The organism is Streptomyces sp. NPDC002467 (assembly GCF_042889825.1).
Taxonomy (GTDB): domain Bacteria; phylum Actinomycetota; class Actinomycetes; order Streptomycetales; family Streptomycetaceae; genus Streptomyces.
On the sequence record NZ_JBIARJ010000011.1, the window covers coordinates 112,483 to 130,998 of the forward strand.

Below are 18,516 nucleotides of genomic sequence, written 5' to 3' on the forward strand. Positions count from 1 at the left end.
CAGCTGAGCTTCCTCTTTACCTATGGCACCGGCCGGTCCGGTCGCCATGGGTCATCGTGATGCTCGCCTGAGCCACTGACTTCCCAGAGCGCCCCGGTCCGACAGGACCGGGGCGCTCTGCGCTTCTCCGGACCTGCGGGCCACACCCGACAGGAGAGAAGACCATGACCACGATCACCACCACGCCCGAGCAGCTGATCGCCGACTCCCGTGTCCGCATCGACGCGATCGACGACCGGATCATCGGTCTGATCCAGGAGCGGATGGCCGTCTCGACGGTGATCCAGGACGCCCGGATCTCCTCCGGCGGCCGGCGCGTGCACCTGTCACGCGAGATGGAGGTGCTCTCCCATTGGAGCGACGCCCTCGGCAAGCCCGGCACCGCCCTCGCCATGACGCTGCTGGAGCTGTGCCGCGGCCGGGTGTGACGGCGGGCGACGGGCGACGGGCGCCGACGCCCGTTCTTCACCCGTCCGGACCGTGACGGCCCCCGGGGGACCTCGTTGGTGAGGTTGTCCGCACCGGCCAGGTGCGGGACCGCGACACCACGCGTGGCTCCGCCGGAGCGATGAGACGGGCGCCCCGTGGAGCGCCCGTCATGGGACCTCGCTCCTTCGTGTGACCGGGCGGCAGGGGACAGCAGCCCGGTCACCCCACAAAAGACGGCCGGTTCGGGGGACGCCCCGGACCGGCCGTTCTTTCGTTTCCGCCGCCGCGCGCTTCACCACGTGATGGACGCCACAGCCCGGCAGGACGGATTCCGGTACAACCATCCGTGCTGACCACCTGTCACTCATGTACCGCGGTGGTTACCGCGCTCGGAGGGGGAGCGCGGTACCCGCCCGGCCATCCGGTTGTCGCCTGTGTCGGCCGTCACAGGACAAAGGGCGCAACTGTGCGGGGAGTTGGCCGGTCTGGCACCCCATGAAGAAGAAGTTGACCTTGCTGGCGGCAGCCGCCCTGATCCCGCTCGGCCTGGCCGCACCGGCCGGCGCGGCGGACCCCGTGTACCCCCTCGGGAGCTACCCCGCGTCCGTGTCCCTGCCCCCGGTGACGGAGTCGGGGGAGGTGATGGGCAGCCTGCTCACCGTGGGCTACTTCAGCAGCCCCTCTTGGCAGGGCAAGCCCGTCACCTTCACGATCGACACGAGCGAGATCGCCGCCTTCGCCTCCGTGGAAAACGAGAAGTGCACCTCCGCGGCGACCACCCTCACCTGTGTCACGCCGGAGTCCAACCTCGATCTGAAGCTCACGGCCCGCAAGGGCTCCAAGGTGGGCGACCTGGGCGAGCTGGCCGTCACCGCGAAGACCGAGGGCGCCACCTTCACCCCGTACAAGGTCCCCGTCCAGGTCGGCGGGCCCAAGCTCGCCCTGGACGCGCAGGCGCGCATGCCGGCCATCAAGGCGATCGGCGACCAGGGCAGGATCCCGCTCTCGTTCAAGAACACCGGCCGGATCGCGACGGACGGCGCCGTCGTCCGGATGCACGTCCGCCGGGGCACCGACCTCCTGGAGAAGTACGACAACTGCACGTACGGACCCGCCGAAACCCAGAACCTCGGCAAGGGCGTCACCCTGATCACCTGCACCTTCGAGGGCCCCATCGAGGGCGGCAAGGCCTACGAGCCGGCCGAGCCCCTCACCGTGAAGGCCAACGGGCGGGCCATGAACGAGCGCCTGGACCTCCAGGTCTTCCGGGTGAACGAAGCGCCGAAGGCCCCCCAGGGACACACCCGGCCGAACACCGGCAAGAAGCTGACGCTCAAGCCGCGCACCGCCCCCGGGGGCGTCTACGAAGACCCGTCCTGGGACTCCCAGTGGTCCGTCCCGAACACCGCCGACTTCGCCGCCATCGGCGCCACCGCCACGGCGAAGGCCGGTGACACGGTCAAGCTGGACGTCGGCTTCCACAACCGCGGCCCGGCAGCGGTCACCATGGACCTCCGCGAGTCGGCCGTCTCGGGCGACGTCAGGATGCCGCCCGGAACGACCGTCACCAAGGTTCCCGAGGGTTGCACCGAGAAGTACCAGAACAACAAGGAGTACTTCTGCAGCGGCGGGATCTCGATGCTGGAGGACGAGAAGGTCCTCCGCACCTTCGAGCTGCGGGTCGACGAGGTCATCCCTGACGCCAAGGGCTCCATCAAGGTGGGCTCGAACCAGGGCGGCACCCAACCCGAGAAGTGGGACCCGGACCACTCGAACAACAAGGCCGCCATCGTCCTGAACCCCAAGAACACCAGCCCGTCCCCGTCGCCCACCGCGACGACGTCGGCCACGCCGACCGGCACGGCCACCCCGAGCGGCACGGCCACGCCGACGGCCTCCGCCTCCGCCTCGGCCACCGCGGCCTCCGGCGGTCTGGCCTCCACCGGCAGCTCCGCGCTGGCGACCGCCGTCGGGGCGGCCGCCGTCCTCGCCGCGGGCACCGTGCTGTTCGTCGTGTTCCGGCGCCGCCGCGGCAACCACGCGTAACGGCGCCGGTCGTCTCAGAGGTCCCGCTTCGGCGGGACCTCCGGGACCGCCAGGAACGGCAGCCGCAGTGCGCCGAAGGCCTCCTTCGGGACCGCCGGGCGCACCGGCTCGACCGCGGCGAGGCGTACGTAGTCCGCGCCCTGTTCGGGGCGCCGGTCCCGCTCCCCGTTGTTCGGCCAGTACGACATCGCCCGTTCCGCCTGCGCGGTGATCGTGAGCGACGGGTTGACCCCGAGGTTCGCGGAGACGGCCGCGCCGTCCACCACGGAGATGCCCGGGTGCCCGTAGAGCCGGTGGTACGGGTCCACCACGCCCTCCTCGGCGGAGGCGCCGATCGGGCAGCCGCCGAGGAAGTGCGCGGTCAGCGGGGTCCCCATCAGCTCGCCGATGTTGCTGCCGGGGAAGCCGTTGATCTCCTCGGCGAGCAGGGTCGCGGCCTGCGTGGCCTCCGCGATCTGCACCGGGTTCGGGGCACCGTGCCCCTGCCGGGCGGTGAGCAGCCCCTTCCCGATGCCACGGGGCTTGCGGTAGGTGGTCAGGGAGTTGTCGAGCGACTGCATGACCAGGCCGATGATGGTCCGCTCCGACCAGCGCCGGTTGGACAGGGAACGCGCCAGTTGCACGGGGTGGCGGGCGGTGCGGGCGAACCAGGCGCGGACCCGGTGCTTGGCGTAGGGGACCTGGAGGACGGTCATGAACCCCATCGCGTTGGAGCCCTTGCCGTAGCGGACGGGCTCGATGTGCGTATCGGCGTTGGGGTGCACGGACGAGGTGATCGCCACGCCGCGGGTGAAGTCGGCGCGCCGCTCGTTCCCGTGCCGCCTGCGGTAGCGGCGGTCGTCGGTCTGCGCGCCGACCAGGCCCTCGGAGTTGGTGCGGGTCAGGTCGCCGAGCCGGTCCGAGAGGTGCGGCAGCTCGCCGCGGTCCTTCATCGTGTGCAGCAGGGTCTGGGTGCCGTAGGTGCCGGCCGCGACGACCACGTACCGGGCGCGCAGCACGCTCGCCCTTCCCTTGCGCCGGCCGTCGGTGGGGACGGTGCGGACGCGGTAGCCGCCTTCCGGGTGGTCGGAGAGCGCGGTGACCGTCGTCATGGGGTGGATGACGGCGCCGGCGCGTTCGGCGAGGTGCAGGTAGTTCTCGTTCAGGGTGTTCTTCGCGCCGTGCCGGCAGCCGGTCATGCACTCGCCGCATTCGGTGCAGGCCTTGCGGGAGGGGCCGGCGCCGCCGAAGTAGGGGTCGGCGACCTCGTCCCCGGGGCGGACCTTCCGCTGTCCTTCGGCGTCGTCGCCGTCGCCGAAGAAGACGCCGACGGGCGCCATGTGGAAGGAGTCCCCGACGCCCATCTTCTCGGCGGCCGCCTTGAGGTGGACGTCGGAGGGGGTCGTCGTCGGGTTCAGCCGCACCCCGAGCATCCGCTTGGCCTGGTCGTAGTACGGGGCGAGTTCCTCGCGCCAGTCGGTGATGGACGCCCACTGGCGGTCCTCGAAGAAGGCCGTGGGCGGCACATAGAGGGTGTTGGCGTAGTTGAGCGAGCCACCGCCCACACCGGCGCCCGCGAGCACCATCACGTTGCCGAGCAGGTGGATGCGCTGGATCCCGTACAGCCCGAGGGCCGGGGCCCACAGGTAGTTGCGCAGGTCCCAGCTGTTCCTGGGCAGGCTCTCGCGGGTGAAGCGGCGTCCTGCCTCCAGGACGCCGACGCGGTAGCCCTTCTCGGTGAGGCGCAGTGCCGAGACCGACCCCCCGAAGCCCGATCCGATGACGATGACGTCGTAGTCGTACGACTCAGATTCAGACACGGTGCTGCTCCTTGGCCGAGTCGGATTCAGCGGAACCGGAGGGACTTCATGACCTTGAGGCTGCGGGTCATGAACGCCGCGTACTTCTCGTCGTCCATGCCCAGCGAGGGCGCCATGGGGAGCAGTCGCTGGTGGGCGACGGTCTGGGCCTCGGTGTACTTGAGGATGCCCTCGGAGCCGTGGCGGCGGCCGAGGCCGGAGTCCTTCATGCCGCCCATGGGCGCCTGCGCGCTGCCGTAGGCGGGGGCGTAGCCCTCGTTGATGTTGACGGTGCCGGTGCGCAGGCGGGCGGCGACGGCGTGGCCCCGGCGGGAGTCCTTGGTCCACACGCTGGAGTTGAGGCCGTAGGCGGTGGCGTTGGCCTCGGCGATGGCCTGGTCCTCGTCGGTGAACCGGTAGATCGAGACGACCGGGCCGAAGGTCTCCTCGCCGCAGACCGCCATGGGCGCCTCGACGCCGTCGAGGATGGTGGGCTCGTAGAAGAGCGGGCCGATGTCGGGGCGGGCGGTGCCGCCGGCGACGAGGGTGGCGCCCTTGGCGACGGCCTCGTCCACGTGCCGCGTCACGGTCTCCAGCTGGCGCTCGCCGACCAGGGAGCCCATGTCGGCGCCGTAGGCGAGGGAGGCGCCGAGTCGCATGGCCTTGGTACGGGCGGCGAACCGCTCGACGAAGGCATCGGCGATGGAGGCGTGGACGTAGAGCCGCTCGATGGAGATGCACAGCTGGCCGGCGGAGGAGAAGCAGGCGCGGACGGCGCCCGCGGCGGCCTTCTCGATGTCGGCGTCGGCGAGGACGAGCATGGCGTTCTTGCCGCCGAGTTCGAGGGAGACCCCGACGAGGCGGTCGGCGGCGCCCCGGGCGACCTCGCGGCCGGTACGGGTGGAGCCGGTGAAGGAGACGTAGTCCGCGTGCCGGACTACCTCGGGGCCGACGACGGGGCCCTCGCCGAGCACGATCTGGAAGACCTCGGCGGGCAGCCCGGCCTCGATCAGCAGGTCGCGGGCCCACAGGGCGGTCAGCGCGGTCTCGGTGTCGGGCTTCATGACGAGCGCGTTGCCCGCGACGAAGGCGGGCAGGGCGTCGCCGACCGACAGTTCGAGCGGGTAGTTCCAGGGGGCGATCTGGCCGACGACCCCGCGCGGCTGGCGCAGCTCGGTGACCTTGGTCAGGGTGGGCATGGCACCCGTGTGGCCCTTGGGGCGCAGGTAGGCGGGGGCCTTGCGGCCGTAGTGGCGGGCGGCGACGGCGACCGCCTGGACCTCTTCGTGGGCGTGCAGGCGGGCCTTGCCGGTCTCCAGCTGGATGAGGTCGAGGACCTCGGCCTGCCGGGCCAGCACCAGGTCGTGGAAGCGCAGCAGTACGGCGGCCCGCTTGCGCGCGGGGACGGCGGCCCAGGCGGGCTGCGCGGCGCGGGCCCGCTCGAAGGCCGTGGCCACGTCCTCGGGGGTGGCCTCGGGCAGCTCCGCGAGCCGGTCCCCGGTGAAGGGGGTGTGGTTGGCGGTGCGGCCGGAGCCGATCACTCCGCGGGTCAGCCGGGCGACCAGGTCGGCGGTGACCACGTCGGCGGCGGTCCGCGCGCCGGCCGGGGCCGGGGCCACCGGGTTGGTGGGCTGCGGTGCGGTGCGGAGGGGGGCGGCGGGGGCCTGCGAATCCGTCATGGCGGTGAGCGTATTGCGCCCGCGAGCCTTTGGGTACCCGTGGGTAACCGGATTTTGCCATTTCCGCCAGTGATTGCTGGCGGAATGAGCCGATCGACGCGGCCCGCCGCCGCTACTGCGCCTTCTCGGGCGGCTTCCAGCCGCTGAGCACCGTGTCGAACTGTTGCTGGGTGGTCTTCCAGTCCCCGGCGGGGCCCGAGATGTAGATCGCGTACTCGGTCTCGTTAGGGGCGATGTACATCTGCTCGCGGGCGCGGCGCGGTCCGGCCTGCGTCCCCTTCTCGGTCCACGTGAAGTCCCAGATCGCGGCCCGGGTGGTGTCGCGGAAGGTGTTCTGGTTGAGCTTCACCCGCTTGTAGTCCGTCCGCTTCGCCACCCACTTCTCCAGGTCGAGCAGGTGCGCGTACGGGGTGTCGTAGTCCGGGGTGGGGTCGATGGCGATCCGGATGAAGTGCTTGCCGTTGTCCGGGGTGTAGTCGATCTGGTTCCCGTCCATCTGGCGCGTCCAGCCGTTCGGGACGTAGAGCCGGAAGCCCTCCGGGTCGACGACCTCGCTCCAGCCGGCGGGCACGGTCGTCGTGTTCCCGCTCGCCGCGTCATCGGCCTTCCCGTCGTCGGCCTTCGCGTCGAGGGAGCTCGTGTTCTTGTCGGAACCGCCGCCGCTGTCCGAGGTCAGCTTGAGCACGCCGAACACGCCGCCGCCGCCGATCAGCGCCGCCACCAGGGCGATCACCGCGGCCCGCTTGAGCCAGCCGCCCGCCGGCCCCTCGGGAGCGGGCACGGGTGCCGCCGCGGGAGCCGGCTGCTCCGGCAGCGCGGCCGTCTGGGCGGGCTCAGCGGGCGCGGGCGGCTCCTCGGCCCGGTCCTGCGCCGGAGCGAGCTCCTCCGGGGTCACCGCGCGGGTCGGGACGTACGCCTGCGCCGCCTTCGGTTCGCGGCCCTCCATCGCCTCCAGCAGCATCCGCTCGGCCTCCTCCGCCGAGGGCCGGTCCGCCGGGTCCTTCCGCAACAGGGCCGTGATGATCGGAGCCAGGGCGCCGGACTGGCGCAGCGCGGGCGGCTCGTCGTTGACGACGGCCTGGAGGCTGGAGATCGGCGACGTGCGGCGGAACGGCGAGCGGGCCTCGACCGCCGTGTAGAGCGTGGCGCCCAGCGACCACAGGTCGGAGGCCGTGCCGGGGGTCCCGCCGGTGACCCGCTCGGGGGCCAGGTAGTCGATGGAGCCGACGATCTCGCCGGTGCGCGTGATGGAGGAGTCGCCCTCGATCGCCGCGATCCCGAAGTCCGTGAGCAGCACCCGGCCGTCCTTGGCCAGCAGCACGTTGCCCGGCTTCACGTCCCGGTGCAGTACGCCGACCGCGTGCGCGGCGCGCAGCGCGCCCAGCACGTGCAGGCCGATCCTGGCCGCCTCGCGGGGCTCGATCCGCCCGGCCGCCTTGGCCGCGTCCGCGAGGGACGGGCCGTCGATGTACTCCATGACGATCCAGGGCCGGTCGTCGTGTTCCAGCACGTCGTGGACGGTGACGACCGCGGGATGCTGGATCCGGGCCGCGGCCCGGGCCTCCTTCTGCGTACGGGCGTGCATGACGTCCCGGTCGGCCTGGGCGACGTACAGACCCGCCGTCAGTTCCTTGACGGCGACGGTCCTGTGCAGCAGCTCGTCATGCGCGCGCCACACCTTGCCCATGCCGCCGCGGCCGATGGGCTCGACGAGCCGGTACCGGCCCGCGAGCACGGTGCCCCCACCTGTCTGCTGTTCCACGAAATCCCGCCGCTCTTCACACTTCAGGCCGCCAGATTACGGAGCCCACGGGTGCTGCCGGTACCGCACGGGGCCGGAAAGGCAGCACTGTGACGCAATCGCCGTACTGATCAGTCGTCAGTACGCTCTCAGCCACCGGACTTGTAACTCGCCGTGGCCTTCTCAAATACCTCGGTGACCTTGCCTTGCTCGTCCTCCGGCCCCGTGACCATGACGACGTGGTAGCTGCCCGCGAGGGCGACGACGAAGTTGCGCGCGAAGACGTTGCGGCCGGTGCCGTCGATCCACGTGTAGCGGCCGGTGGCGCGGAGTTGGCGGCCGACCGTCGTGGTCTTCACGTCGCCGACGGAGGACCAGGTGGAGGTGCGGTACGGGGTCAACTCCTGCTCCTTGTCCTTCTGGTAGGCGGCGGGGTCGGGGTTGCCCTCGACCTTGTCGCGACCGGGGACGACCGTCAGCACGAACTGCCCGCTCACGTACCGGACCTGACCGGCCTCGTTGACGCTGCGGCGCTCCCAGCCCTCCGGCACGGCGATCTCGAAGTGCTCGGGGTCCTGCTGGAGGGCGTAGCCGGGCGGCGCCGTCCCTTCCGGGGCGGGCGCGGTCGCGGTCGACTGGGGCGCCGGCTTGGACTCGGGGGTCCCGGTGGGCACCTGGGAGGGGCTCTGGCCCTGCTTCGAGGGTGTCGGCGCGGCGTCCTGCCTTCCCCCGCCGTCCGCCGCCCGGGGCATGAACAGCATCGCGTACGCCACGCCTGCGGCGAGCAGGACGAGGATCCCGAGGAGCAGGGTCCGGCCGAGGGAGCGGGGCCCCCGGGTGCGCGGGGCGGACGGATTGCGGTGCCGCCCGTGCATTTCGCCCCGGCGGCGTACGACGGGCAGGCGCGCGGGATCCGGCTCCGCCATCGGAAGCATGGCGAAGCCGGCCTCCGACTCCGGCTCGGGAGCCGACCGTACGAGGGAACGCAGCCAGCCCCGCAGCTCCTCGAAGTCGGGCCGCTCGGTGGGGTCCTGGCGCAGCAGCGACTCCACGACCGGGCGCAGCGCGCCGCATTCCTCGGCGTAGGCGGGAGGTTCGGCGCAGACGAGCTCGACGAGCTCGGCCGCGCTGTCCTCCGGGTACGGGGCGTGGCCCTGCACGGCGCGGAACAGCAGCGCGCCGAGCGCCCAGAGGTCGGTGGCGGGCCCGACGGGAGCGGCCAGCTGCCACGGCCCGGACACGCTGCGGGCCTGCTCGGGAGCCCACCGCTCGGTGACGGCGCCGACGACGGCCATCCGCGTCTGGCGCGCCCGCTCGGCATCCAGCCGACTCGGCTGCGGCGCCGCGTATCCGCCCCGGATCCCCGCTCCTTGGCCGGCGTCCTGCTGCGCGGGTCCCTGGTGGGCAGGTCCCTGCCGGGCGGGCAGCCGTCCACCGGCCCCGGAGGGGCCCTGCGCGGGGCCGGGTCCCTGCGGCCCGGGCAGCCGACCGCCGGCGGGCCCTTGGCCGGCCGGCTGCACGGGCACCCGTCCGGCACCGGGCCGGGGGTGACCGTAGCCGGGGGCGCCCGGCCCGCCGTGCGGCGCGATGCCGCCCTCGGGAGCGGAGGTCTCCGCCTGCCGGTACCCCTGCGGCAGAGCGAGCCGCGCGGGCGAACCGGGCCGCGCCGGGTCCCCCTGCGGCTGCCGCCAGGCCTCCTCCCGCGGCAGCGGGACGGGCTGTGCGGGGGCGCCCTGCGGGGAGTGCCCCTGTCCGGATCCCGCCTGTGCGGGCAGCTCCGGCCGGGTCACGTCCGCCCCCGGCGTCGTCCCGGCCGGGGGGAGGGCCTGGCGGCGGGGGGTCGCGCCGTGCCAGGAGGCGGTGGCGCCGGACTGCGGGCCGCCGTACGGGTACGAGTACCCCTCAGGGAGGTTCGACCCCTCGGGCCTCGGTTCCGGCTCCGACTCCGGCGCGGGGGTCCCCGCCACCGCCGCTGCCGCCTCGGCCTCGGCCTTGCGCTGTTCGATGACGCGAGCGGCGGCCGCCCGCGAGCCGGCCCGGTACGCGGCGATGGCCCCGGCCCGTGCCGCGGCCTGGAGGTCGGGCCGCTCCTCGGAACGCCCCGGTGTGACGTGGTCGGTGTACCGCGGCCCGGTGTCGTACCCCGGCGCCACCAACGGCGCGTATCGCGCCTGCGCTTCGGGCGACGGCTCCTCCGCAGCCTCGTACGGCCCGGGGCCGGAAACGCCCGCGCCGTCGCCGTCGCCTGAAGCACCCGGCTCGCGGTCGGGAAGCGCGGGCCCGGGCGCCAAGGCGCCACCGGCCGCGTCGAAGCCCCCGCCACCCGGCGCGGGCCCCCACGCCTCACCGCCGGAGGCGACCGCACCCGCGTCCCGGGGGACCGGGTCGTACCCGCACAGTGCGTCCTCCGCCGCGCCCGCGGCCAGGCCGGTCAGGACGACGCGGCCGTCCTCGCACACCAGCACCGTCCGCACGGTGATGTTCCGGTGCGTCCAGCCGTGCGCGTGCAGCACCCGCAGCGCGGTGAGTACGTCCGACGCCACCTCCGCCGCCCGGTACGGGCTCAGCGGTGCGTCGGCGATCAGCGAGGCCAGCGGCCTGGCCGGGACCAGTTCGCTCACTATCCACAGCGAGCCGTCCTCCGCGAACACGTCGAAGACCTGGTCCAGCCGGGGGTGGTCCGGGATCGCGGCCGCGGCCTGCGCCGCCTCGATCGCGCGCCGCACGGCCGGCAGTTCCCCCGCCGGGACGGTCGGCGGCCGCGGCCCGTCCATCAGCTCGGCGTCCACGACCTCCGGCAACGGCACCTGCCGTACGAGGACTTCCTGCCCGCTGCGCGTGTCGAAGGCGCGGGTCTCGACGAGTTCGTACTCGGCGTGGTCGGCCGGCGGAAGCGGCAGGCGGTACCGGTGGGCCAGGATCCGGCCCGCGTACTCCTCCACATCGCCTCCCCCGAGTGCGCCGGGTCCCCCGTGGCCCCGCTGACACGATACGTCGCCGGGGCCGCCCGCGTCCCGAGGTCAGCCGAGCGGCTGGAAGGTCTCGTACGCCACGTTGCGCATCTGGGTGCACTCCGCGCCGTCCCACTGGTCCGCCGCGCAGCTGATCATGATGGCGTAGCCGTGCTTCTCGTCCATCTTGAACCCGCGGTTGACCACGTGGACCTTGACGCCGTCGTGCACGCGCTCGAACTCCCAGTCCGCGACGGTCGGGTAGTTCCGGTAGTTCACCACTCGGATGTCGATGAGCTTGTAGCCCTTGCTGCTGCCCGCCACGGCCGGGGCCAACTCCAGCCAGGCCTTGCGCGCGTCGTCGCCCGGGCTGCTGTTGTAGTCGACCTGTATCCGCGGGAAGCCGCCGTCACGGCTGTATATCGCGCCGGAGTTCTGGCCGGCCGTGCCCGTCTGGTGGAAGCCCTGCGGCATGGCCATCGAGAAGTGGAACCCAGGGTCCGTCACCGTGGCGAACCCCGCCGGGAGCCCCCCGACGCCACCGCCGAGCGGCGCGCCCTGTCCCTGGCTCGTGCTGGTCGTGCCCGAATCACCGCCGCCGCCCGCGCTCGCGGAGGAGGACGGCGTGCTCTGGGAGGTGTCCGGCGAGGCGTTCTGCGGGGTGTTCTTCCCGGTACCGTCCTGGCCCTGACCCGGGGTCTGGTTGCCGGAGGCGGCCGGGGTGGGCTTGCCGCCGTTCTTGCCCTGCGGCTTGCCGCCGCCCTCGTCGTCGCCGCCGGCCATGTAGGCGATCAGCGAACCGACCGCCGCGAGCACCACCAGTACGGCGGCCACCGCCATCGCGATCGTGCGGCGCGGCAGGACGTCGGTGACCGGGGCCGCGACGGGTGCGGGCCTGCCGGAGGCCGGGGCCTCGGCCGCGGAGGCGGTCGGCACGGCCGCGGCCGCCGCAGCTGCCGCCGCGGCTTCCTTGCGGGCCGACTTCAGCGCGGCGCGGGCGCGTTCGCGCTGGTCGCGCTCCCGCCGCTCGCGTTCCTTCTTCGCGGCCTTCTCGGCCGCCTTCTCCGCCTTCTCGGCGGCGGCCTTGTCCACGGCCTCCTTGGCGTCGGCCAGCGATATCTGCCGGGTCTCCTCCGCGTTCGGGGCGACGACCGGCGGCGCGACGGGCTCGGGCGCGTTCACGACGGCGGTGAGCATGGCGCGCGCACCGTCGTCGTCGAGGCGGCCCGCGGGGTCCTTGACGAGCAGGCCGTAGATGACGTCGGCCAACGGGCCCGCGTTCTTGGGCGGGTCCACCGGCTCGGTCATCACGGCGGTGAGGGTGGCGAGCGCGGAGCCCTTGTCGTACGGGGGCACGCCCTCGACGGAGGCGTACAGCAGGCCGCCGAGCGACCACATGTCGGCGGGCGGGCCGGGCTTCTGGCCGCGGGCGCGCTCCGGGGAGATGTAGGAGGGGGCGCCGACGAGCATGCCGGTGGAGGTGACGGAGGGGTCGCCCTCGACCTGCGCGATGCCGAAGTCGGTCAGGACGACGCGGCCGTTGGCGGCGATGAGCACGTTGGACGGCTTGACGTCCCGGTGCAGGATTCCCTGGCCGTGGGCGGCGCGCAGTACGTCGAGCACCGCGAGGCCGACCTCGGCGGCGCGGCGCGGGGTCAGCGGGCCGTTCTCCCGCACGAACTCGGCGAGCGAGGGACCCTCGATGAGCTCCATGACGATCCACGGCCGGCCGTCCTCGTCGACGACGTCGTAGACGGTGACGGCACCACCACTGCGGATCCGGGCAATGGCCTTGGCCTCGCGCAGGGTACGGGTGATGAGGCGGCGCTTCTCGTCCTCGTCGACGCCGGTGCTGAAGCGGAGCTCCTTGACGGCGACGGTACGGCCCAGGGTCTCGTCCTGGGCGCGCCAGACGGTGCCCATCCCGCCCTTGCCGAGCACGGCTCCGAGCCGGTAGCGCCCGGCCAGCAGCCGCCCTTCGGTGCCACCGTCCGCAGCGGCCTTGGCAGCCGCGGCCTTGACGGCCGCCGCCATGGCGTCGGCCTTCTCGACGACGGGGTTGACCGTTTCCCCGCCGGCCCTGCCGGGAGCCGGCTTGGCCCCTTCGCCCTCTGCCGCGCCCTTGCCCGGGCCCGGCTTGTCGGCACTCTTCGCGGCCTCGGCGGACTTCGCGTCCGCGGGCGCGCCCTTGCCGAGGCTCAACTTGGCGGTGGCCTTCCCGGCGTCGGCAGGCTTCGCGTCCTCGGGTTCGACCGCGGACCCACCGGCGTCCGCCGCAGCCGCCCCCTCGCTCAGGCTCGACTTGGCGGCACTCTTCCCACCGCCGGCAGCCGCAGGCGCAGCGTGGATCGGCTCGGCGTCCTCGGGCTCCGTCGCAGGCGCACCGGTATCCGGCTCCGCGTCGCCGGCGGACCCGTCCGCAGCCGCAGACTCGCCCTCGGGCTCAGCCGCAGGCGCAACGGCGGCGTCCCCCGAAGGCGAACCGGCCTCCGCGGGGCCCGCCGCGGGCGACACGGCGGGGGCGTCGCCCGGAACCGCGCCGCCCTGCCCTGCCGACGGCGACGCCACCTCCTCGGGCAACGCCGCAGGCGAGTTGGTGTGCTCCGGCTTCGACATGCGTCCCCTCTGCGTTCCTGCAGCCTGCCCCGGCTGCCCCGCCAGCCGCCGGGGCCCGCTGTAACCCACCCCGGCGGAAACCTCATTGTTCCTCACTCCGCAACTGACGGGCGCCCCGGGTCCGCGGTTCCCCCTTCCGCATCGCGGAGTTACAACGGAACGATGTCCGGCGCCCCCAGCCTCGCCGCGTCCGCCGTCTGGTCGTCCGGCTGTCGCTGCGATTCCCGTTCCGCCTGGACCCTCTTCTCGTAGTGCTCCACTTCCTTCTCGATCTGCTGCTTGTCCCACCCCAGCACCGGCGCCATCAACTCCGCGCACTCCCGCGCCGACCTGGTCCCCCGGTCGAAGGTCTCGATCGAGATCCGCGTCCGCCGCGTCAGTACGTCGTCCAGGTGCCTCGCCCCCTCGTGCGAGGCCGCGTACACGATCTCCGCCCGCAGGTAGTCCTCGGCGCCGGTGACCGGCTGCGCCAGTCCCGGGTCGGCGGCGATCAGGTCCAGCAGTTCCTCCGTCAGCGACCCGTACCGGTTCAACAGGTGCTCCACCCGGACCACATGGAGCCCGGCCCGGCCCGCGGTCCGCGCCCGCGCGTTCCACAGCGCGTGGTAGCCCTCGGCCCCCACCAGCGGCACGTCCTCCGTCACGGATTCCGCGACCCGCTGGTCCAGTCCGTGCACCGCCTCGTCGACGGCGTCCTTGGCCATGACCCGGTACGTCGTGTACTTTCCGCCCGCGACGACCACCAGCCCCGGCACCGGGTGCGCCACCGTGTGCTCGCGCGAGAGCTTGCTCGTCGCGTCCGACTCCCCGGCCAGCAGCGGTCGCAGGCCCGCGTACACGCCCTGGACGTCGTCCCGAGTGAGCGGCACCGCGAGCACCGAGTTCACGTGCTCCAGCAGGTAGTCGATGTCCGCGCTCGACGCCGCCGGGTGCGCCTTGTCCAGGTCCCAGTCGGTGTCCGTGGTCCCGATGATCCAGTGCCGTCCCCACGGGATGACGAACAGCACCGACTTCTCGGTGCGCAGGATCAGCCCGCTGCTGGAGTGGATGCGGTCCTTCGGAACCACCAGATGGATGCCCTTGGACGCCCGTACGTGGAACTGTCCGCGCTCCCCGATCAGGGCCTGGGTGTCGTCCGTCCACACCCCCGTCGCATTGACCACCTGCTTGGCGCGGATCTCGTACTCGCCGCCGCCCTCGACGTCGCGCACCGTCGCCCCGACCACCCGTTCGCCCTCGCGCAGGAAGCCGACCACCCTCGCCCGGTTGGCGCAGTGCGCCCCGTACGCCGCGGCCGTGCGGACCAGCGTGGCGACGTACCGGGCGTCGTCCATCTGGGCGTCGTAGTACTGCAGGGCGCCCACCAGCGCGTCCTTGCGCAGCGCCGGCGCCACCCGCAGGGCGCGCCTGCGCGAGAGGTGGCGGTGGACGGGCAGGCCGCGCCCGTGGCCGCTGGAGACGGACATGGCGTCGTACAGCGCGACGCCGGAGCCCGCGTAGAAGCGTTCCCAGCCCTTGTGTTGCAGCGGGTACAGGAACGGCACCGGCTTCACCAGGTGAGGGGCGAGGCGCCCCAGGAGCAGGCCGCGCTCCTTCAGCGCCTCCCGCACGAGGGCGAAGTCGAGCATCTCCAGGTATCTCAGCCCGCCGTGGATCAGCTTGCTGGACCGGCTGGAGGTGCCGGAGGCCCAGTCGCGCGCCTCCACCAGGCCGGTCGACAGGCCCCGGGTCACGGCGTCGAGCGCGGTGCCGGCGCCGACCACGCCCGCGCCCACGACCAAGACGTCCAGTTCCCGTTCGGCCATCCGGGCGAGGGCCTCGGCGCGCTGCGCCGGCCCCAGTGTCGCTGTCCTCACGGCTGCCTCCCGTTGGTGCGGGTGTTCCCGCCTCGTGCGGACGTGCCCGCATGGTGCGGGTGATCCCGCTCACATCCCCGTTTTCACGATTCTGACCGGCCGCACGCACATCAGCCACCGCCTGTGGACAACACAACGGCGACCTTCACCCCGGAATGCGACATATCTGTCATATATACGCCTAGTCTGACATTGCGCCGGCTCCCTGCGTGGCCTCTCCGTCCACAGGGCTTGCGCGCGCATCAGCCTCGTGTCAGGGAAGGGACGGCACCCCCATGCCCGCAGACCTCGCCGTCATCGGACTCGGCCACCTCGGCCTCCCCCTCGCCCAGGCGGCCGTGGCCGCCGGAATCGAGACCGTCGGCTACGACAGCGGTCCGGTCACGGACTCCACCCTCACCGCCGCCGAGATCCGCCGCATGTCGGCGGCGGGGTTCCGGGTCACCACCAACCCCGCCGAACTCGGCCGGGTCCGCACCGCCGTCATCTGCGCCCCCACCCACCTCGGCGCCGACCGCGCCCTCGACCTCTCGGCCGTCGCCGAGGCGGGCCGGGCGCTCGCCGCCCGGCTGCGCCCGCACACCACGGTCATCCTCGAATCCGCCGTCCACCCGGGCGTCACCGAGGAGTACCTCCGCCCCATCCTCGAAGAGGGCTCCGGACTCCGGGCCGGCCGGGACTTCCATCTGGCCTACTCCCCCAGCCGGCTCGACCCCGGCAACCGCACCCACGGCATCTCCAACACCCCGAAGGTCATCGGCGGCCTCACCCCCGCCTGCACCGAGTCCGCGCACGCCTTCTACGCCCGCCTCGCCGAGAAGGTGGTCCGCGCCCGCGGCCTGCGCGAGGCCGAGACCGTACAGCTCCTCGAAACGAACTACCGGCACGTCAACATCGCCCTGATGAACGAGATGGCGGTGCTCTGCCACGACCTCGGCGTCGACCTGTGGGACGTCATCCGCTGCGCCGAGACCAAGCCGTACGGGTTCCAGGCGTTCCGCCCCGGCCCCGGCGTCGGCGGCCACGGCGTCCCCCTCGACCCCAACTACCTCCCCCACACCACCCGCACCCCGGGCCACCCCCTGCGCATGGTCGGCCTGGCGCAGGAGATCAACAACCGGATGCCGCAGTACGTCATCCAGCGCTCCGCCACCCTGCTGAACGAGCACGGCAAGTCCGCCCGCGGCGCCCGCGTCCTGCTCCTGGGCGTCACCTACAAGCCCGACCTCGCCGACCAGGAGGGCTCCCCCGCCCGCGAGATCGCCAGCCGCCTCCTCGACCTGGGTGCGCTGATCAGCTACCACGACCCGTACATCGCGGGCTGGCGGGTGCGGGACCAGCCGGTGCCCCGTGCCGAATCGTTGTACGAGGCCGCCGCCAACGCCGATCTGACGATCCTGCTCCAGCACCACCGCACCTACGACCTGCAAGGCCTCGCGGTGAAGGCCCAGTTGCTCCTGGACACCCGCGGCGCCAGCCCCGCGGGCGCCGCGCACCGCCTGTAAGTGCCCGAAAAATCCCCCTCACGGATGTCGTAAGCGACTGCTAGCCTGCGGCGTCACTTCCTTATCTCGCACATACGTCCCCCAGGACACGTGTGCCCACGATTCCCTGGGGGGGATCTCCGCATGACCCAGAACTTCCAGCCTCCGGCGCCCGACTCCTTCACCGAGGCTCCCGCCCCGGCCCCGGCCCGCACGGGCAACATCGGCCTCGGCATCGCCGCCGCCGTCGTCGCGGCCCTGGTCACCGCCGCCGCGTACGGCGCCATCATCGGCGCCAGCGGCTACCAGATCGGCTACGCCGCCGTCGCCGTCGGCGCGGTCATCGGCCTCGCGGCCGGCAAGCTGGGCGGCTCCAACCCGGTCCTCCCCGTCCTCAGCGGCCTGCTGTCGCTGGCCGCCGTCTTCGGTGGCCAGCTCTTCGGCATCGCCTGGCTGGCCGCGGAGCAGCTCGGCGTGAAGACCACGGACATCCTGGGCGAGGGCGTCTCCCCGCTGGTCGACGCGTGGAAGGAAGTGTCGAGCCCGATGACCTTCCTCTTCCTCGCCATCGGCGCCTACGCCGCCTTCCAGTCGGCCCGCAAGGTCGGCGCCAACTGACGTCGGCCACCGGCCGACACCGCACACGCCGGAGGGCCGGCACCCCGCTCGGGGTGCCGGCCCTCCGGCGTACGTACGGAAGAACGATCAGCGGCTGTGCTGCGAGTCCGCGACCGTGACCTCGACCCGCTGGAACTCCTTGAGCTCGCTGTAGCCGGTGGTGGCCATCGAGCGGCGCAGCGCGCCGAAGATGTTCATCGAGCCGTCCGGGGTGTGCGACGGGCCCGTGAGGATCTCCTCGGTGGTGCCGACCGTGCCGAGGTCGACCTTCTTGCCGCGCGGCACGTCCTCGTGGACGGCCTCCATGCCCCAGTGGTTGCCCTTGCCGGGCGCGTCGGTGGCGCGGGCCAGCGGGGAGCCCATCATCACGGCGTCGGCGCCGCAGGCGACGGCCTTCGGGATGTCGCCCGACCAGCCCACGCCGCCGTCGGCGATGACGTGCACGTAACGGCCGCCGGACTCGTCCATGTAGTCGCGGCGGGCCGCGGCCACGTCCGCGACGGCGGTCGCCATCGGGACCTGGATGCCGAGCACGTTGCGCGTGGTGTGCGCGGCGCCGCCGCCGAAGCCGACGAGCACGCCCGCGGCGCCGGTGCGCATCAGGTGCAGGGCCGCCGTGTAGGTGGCGCAGCCGCCCACGATGACCGGGACGTCGAGCTCGTAGATGAACTGCTTCAGGTTCAGCGGCTCGGCGGCGCCGGAGACGTGCTCGGCGGAGACCGTGGTGCCGCGGATCACGAAGATGTCCACGCCCGCGTCGACGACGGCCTTGGAGAACTCGGCGGTGCGCTGCGGCGAGAGCGCCGCGGCGGTGACGACGCCCGAGTCACGGACCTCCTTGATCCGCGCGCGGATCAGGTCGGCCTGGATCGGGGCGGAGTAGATCTCCTGGAGTCGGCGGTTGGCCGTCGCCTCGTCCAGCTCCGCGATCTCGTCGAGCAGCGGCTGCGGGTCCTCGTACCGGGTCCACAGGCCTTCGAGGTTCAGCACACCCAGGCCGCCGAGCTCGCCGATGCGGATCGCGGTCTGCGGGGAGACGACCGAGTCCATGGGGGCGGCCAGGAAGGGGAGCTCGAAGCGGTACGCGTCGATCTGCCAGGCGATCGAGACCTCCTTCGGGTCCCGGGTACGCCGGCTCGGGACGATGGCGATGTCGTCGAACGCGTACGCCCTGCGGCCGCGCTTGCCGCGCCCGATCTCGATCTCAGTCACGTGTGGTGGCCTTTCCTCTGGGTCTGCCCGTCCAGTATCCCCGAACCCCGGGGGCCCGCGTTCCGGTGACCGCTGTACGGACGGCCCCGCTGCTCCGAACGACGTG

11 protein-coding genes are annotated in these 18,516 nt (G+C 72.9%); 4 read left to right on the plus strand and 7 right to left on the minus strand.

What is annotated here, in order from left to right; all coding sequences use genetic code 11:
• Positions 1–164 precede the first annotated feature (164 nt).
• Both ACFYYJ_RS23065 and ACFYYJ_RS23070 read left to right on the plus strand, forming a co-directional pair.
• Positions 165–428, plus strand: a complete 264-nt coding sequence (locus tag ACFYYJ_RS23065; RefSeq protein WP_384751311.1) for a chorismate mutase — start codon at positions 165–167, stop codon at positions 426–428.
• Positions 429–924: 496 nt separating this feature from the next.
• A complete protein-coding gene (locus ACFYYJ_RS23070) occupies positions 925–2,475 on the plus strand; it encodes a hypothetical protein (protein WP_389134978.1) in 1,551 nt (516 codons plus the stop codon).
• 14 nt (positions 2,476–2,489) lie between these two features.
• Here the strand turns inward: ACFYYJ_RS23070 and ACFYYJ_RS23075 are convergent, their stop codons facing one another.
• From ACFYYJ_RS23075 to ACFYYJ_RS23100, 6 genes are all read right to left on the minus strand, one after another.
• On the minus strand, positions 2,490–4,274 hold the full coding sequence (locus ACFYYJ_RS23075; RefSeq protein ID WP_385365283.1) for a GMC oxidoreductase: 1,785 nt from the start codon (positions 4,272–4,274) through the stop codon (positions 2,490–2,492).
• Between the two features lie 26 nt (positions 4,275–4,300).
• Positions 4,301–5,932 carry a succinic semialdehyde dehydrogenase gene (locus tag ACFYYJ_RS23080; protein WP_385128653.1) on the minus strand — a complete coding sequence of 544 codons (1,632 nt, stop codon included), beginning with the start codon at positions 5,930–5,932 and terminating at the stop codon, positions 4,301–4,303.
• Positions 5,933–6,044: 112 nt separating this feature from the next.
• Complete coding sequence (locus ACFYYJ_RS23085) at positions 6,045–7,694, minus strand: serine/threonine-protein kinase (protein WP_385128654.1); 1,650 nt, start codon at positions 7,692–7,694, stop codon at positions 6,045–6,047.
• 128 nt (positions 7,695–7,822) lie between these two features.
• A complete protein-coding gene (locus ACFYYJ_RS23090; RefSeq protein WP_389134982.1) occupies positions 7,823–10,615 on the minus strand; it encodes a protein kinase in 2,793 nt (930 codons plus the stop codon).
• Between the two features lie 78 nt (positions 10,616–10,693).
• Positions 10,694–13,240 (minus strand): serine/threonine-protein kinase, encoded by a 2,547-nt coding sequence (locus ACFYYJ_RS23095; protein WP_389134985.1) that lies wholly within the window; start codon positions 13,238–13,240, stop codon positions 10,694–10,696.
• Positions 13,241–13,389: 149 nt separating this feature from the next.
• A complete protein-coding gene (locus tag ACFYYJ_RS23100) occupies positions 13,390–15,096 on the minus strand; it encodes a glycerol-3-phosphate dehydrogenase/oxidase (protein ID WP_385128657.1) in 1,707 nt (568 codons plus the stop codon).
• A 275-nt stretch (positions 15,097–15,371) separates the two neighbouring features.
• On the opposite strand from ACFYYJ_RS23100, the gene ACFYYJ_RS23105 reads away from it, so the two are divergent.
• Positions 15,372–16,601, plus strand: coding sequence for a nucleotide sugar dehydrogenase (locus ACFYYJ_RS23105; RefSeq protein ID WP_385365292.1), 1,230 nt, complete (start codon positions 15,372–15,374; stop codon positions 16,599–16,601).
• A 123-nt stretch (positions 16,602–16,724) separates the two neighbouring features.
• Positions 16,725–17,198 (plus strand): hypothetical protein, encoded by a 474-nt coding sequence (locus tag ACFYYJ_RS23110; protein WP_385365294.1) that lies wholly within the window; start codon positions 16,725–16,727, stop codon positions 17,196–17,198.
• 87 nt (positions 17,199–17,285) lie between these two features.
• Here the strand turns inward: ACFYYJ_RS23110 and ACFYYJ_RS23115 are convergent, their stop codons facing one another.
• Positions 17,286–18,410: a GuaB3 family IMP dehydrogenase-related protein gene (locus ACFYYJ_RS23115; RefSeq protein ID WP_384584629.1), complete on the minus strand. Its 1,125-nt coding sequence runs from the start codon at positions 18,408–18,410 to the stop codon at positions 17,286–17,288.
• Positions 18,411–18,516: the final 106 nt, after the last annotated feature.

Coding starts and splice junctions, on each gene's coding strand:
- ACFYYJ_RS23065 (WP_384751311.1), top strand. CDS start 165: ATGACCACGATCACCACCACGCCCGAGCAGCTGATCGCCGACTCCCGT.
- ACFYYJ_RS23095 (WP_389134985.1), bottom strand. CDS start 13,240: ATGTCGAAGCCGGAGCACACCAACTCGCCTGCGGCGTTGCCCGAGGAG.
- ACFYYJ_RS23105 (WP_385365292.1), top strand. CDS start 15,372: ATGCCCGCAGACCTCGCCGTCATCGGACTCGGCCACCTCGGCCTCCCC.
- ACFYYJ_RS23080 (WP_385128653.1), bottom strand. CDS start 5,932: ATGACGGATTCGCAGGCCCCCGCCGCCCCCCTCCGCACCGCACCGCAG.
- ACFYYJ_RS23110 (WP_385365294.1), top strand. CDS start 16,725: ATGACCCAGAACTTCCAGCCTCCGGCGCCCGACTCCTTCACCGAGGCT.
- ACFYYJ_RS23070 (WP_389134978.1), top strand. CDS start 925: ATGAAGAAGAAGTTGACCTTGCTGGCGGCAGCCGCCCTGATCCCGCTC.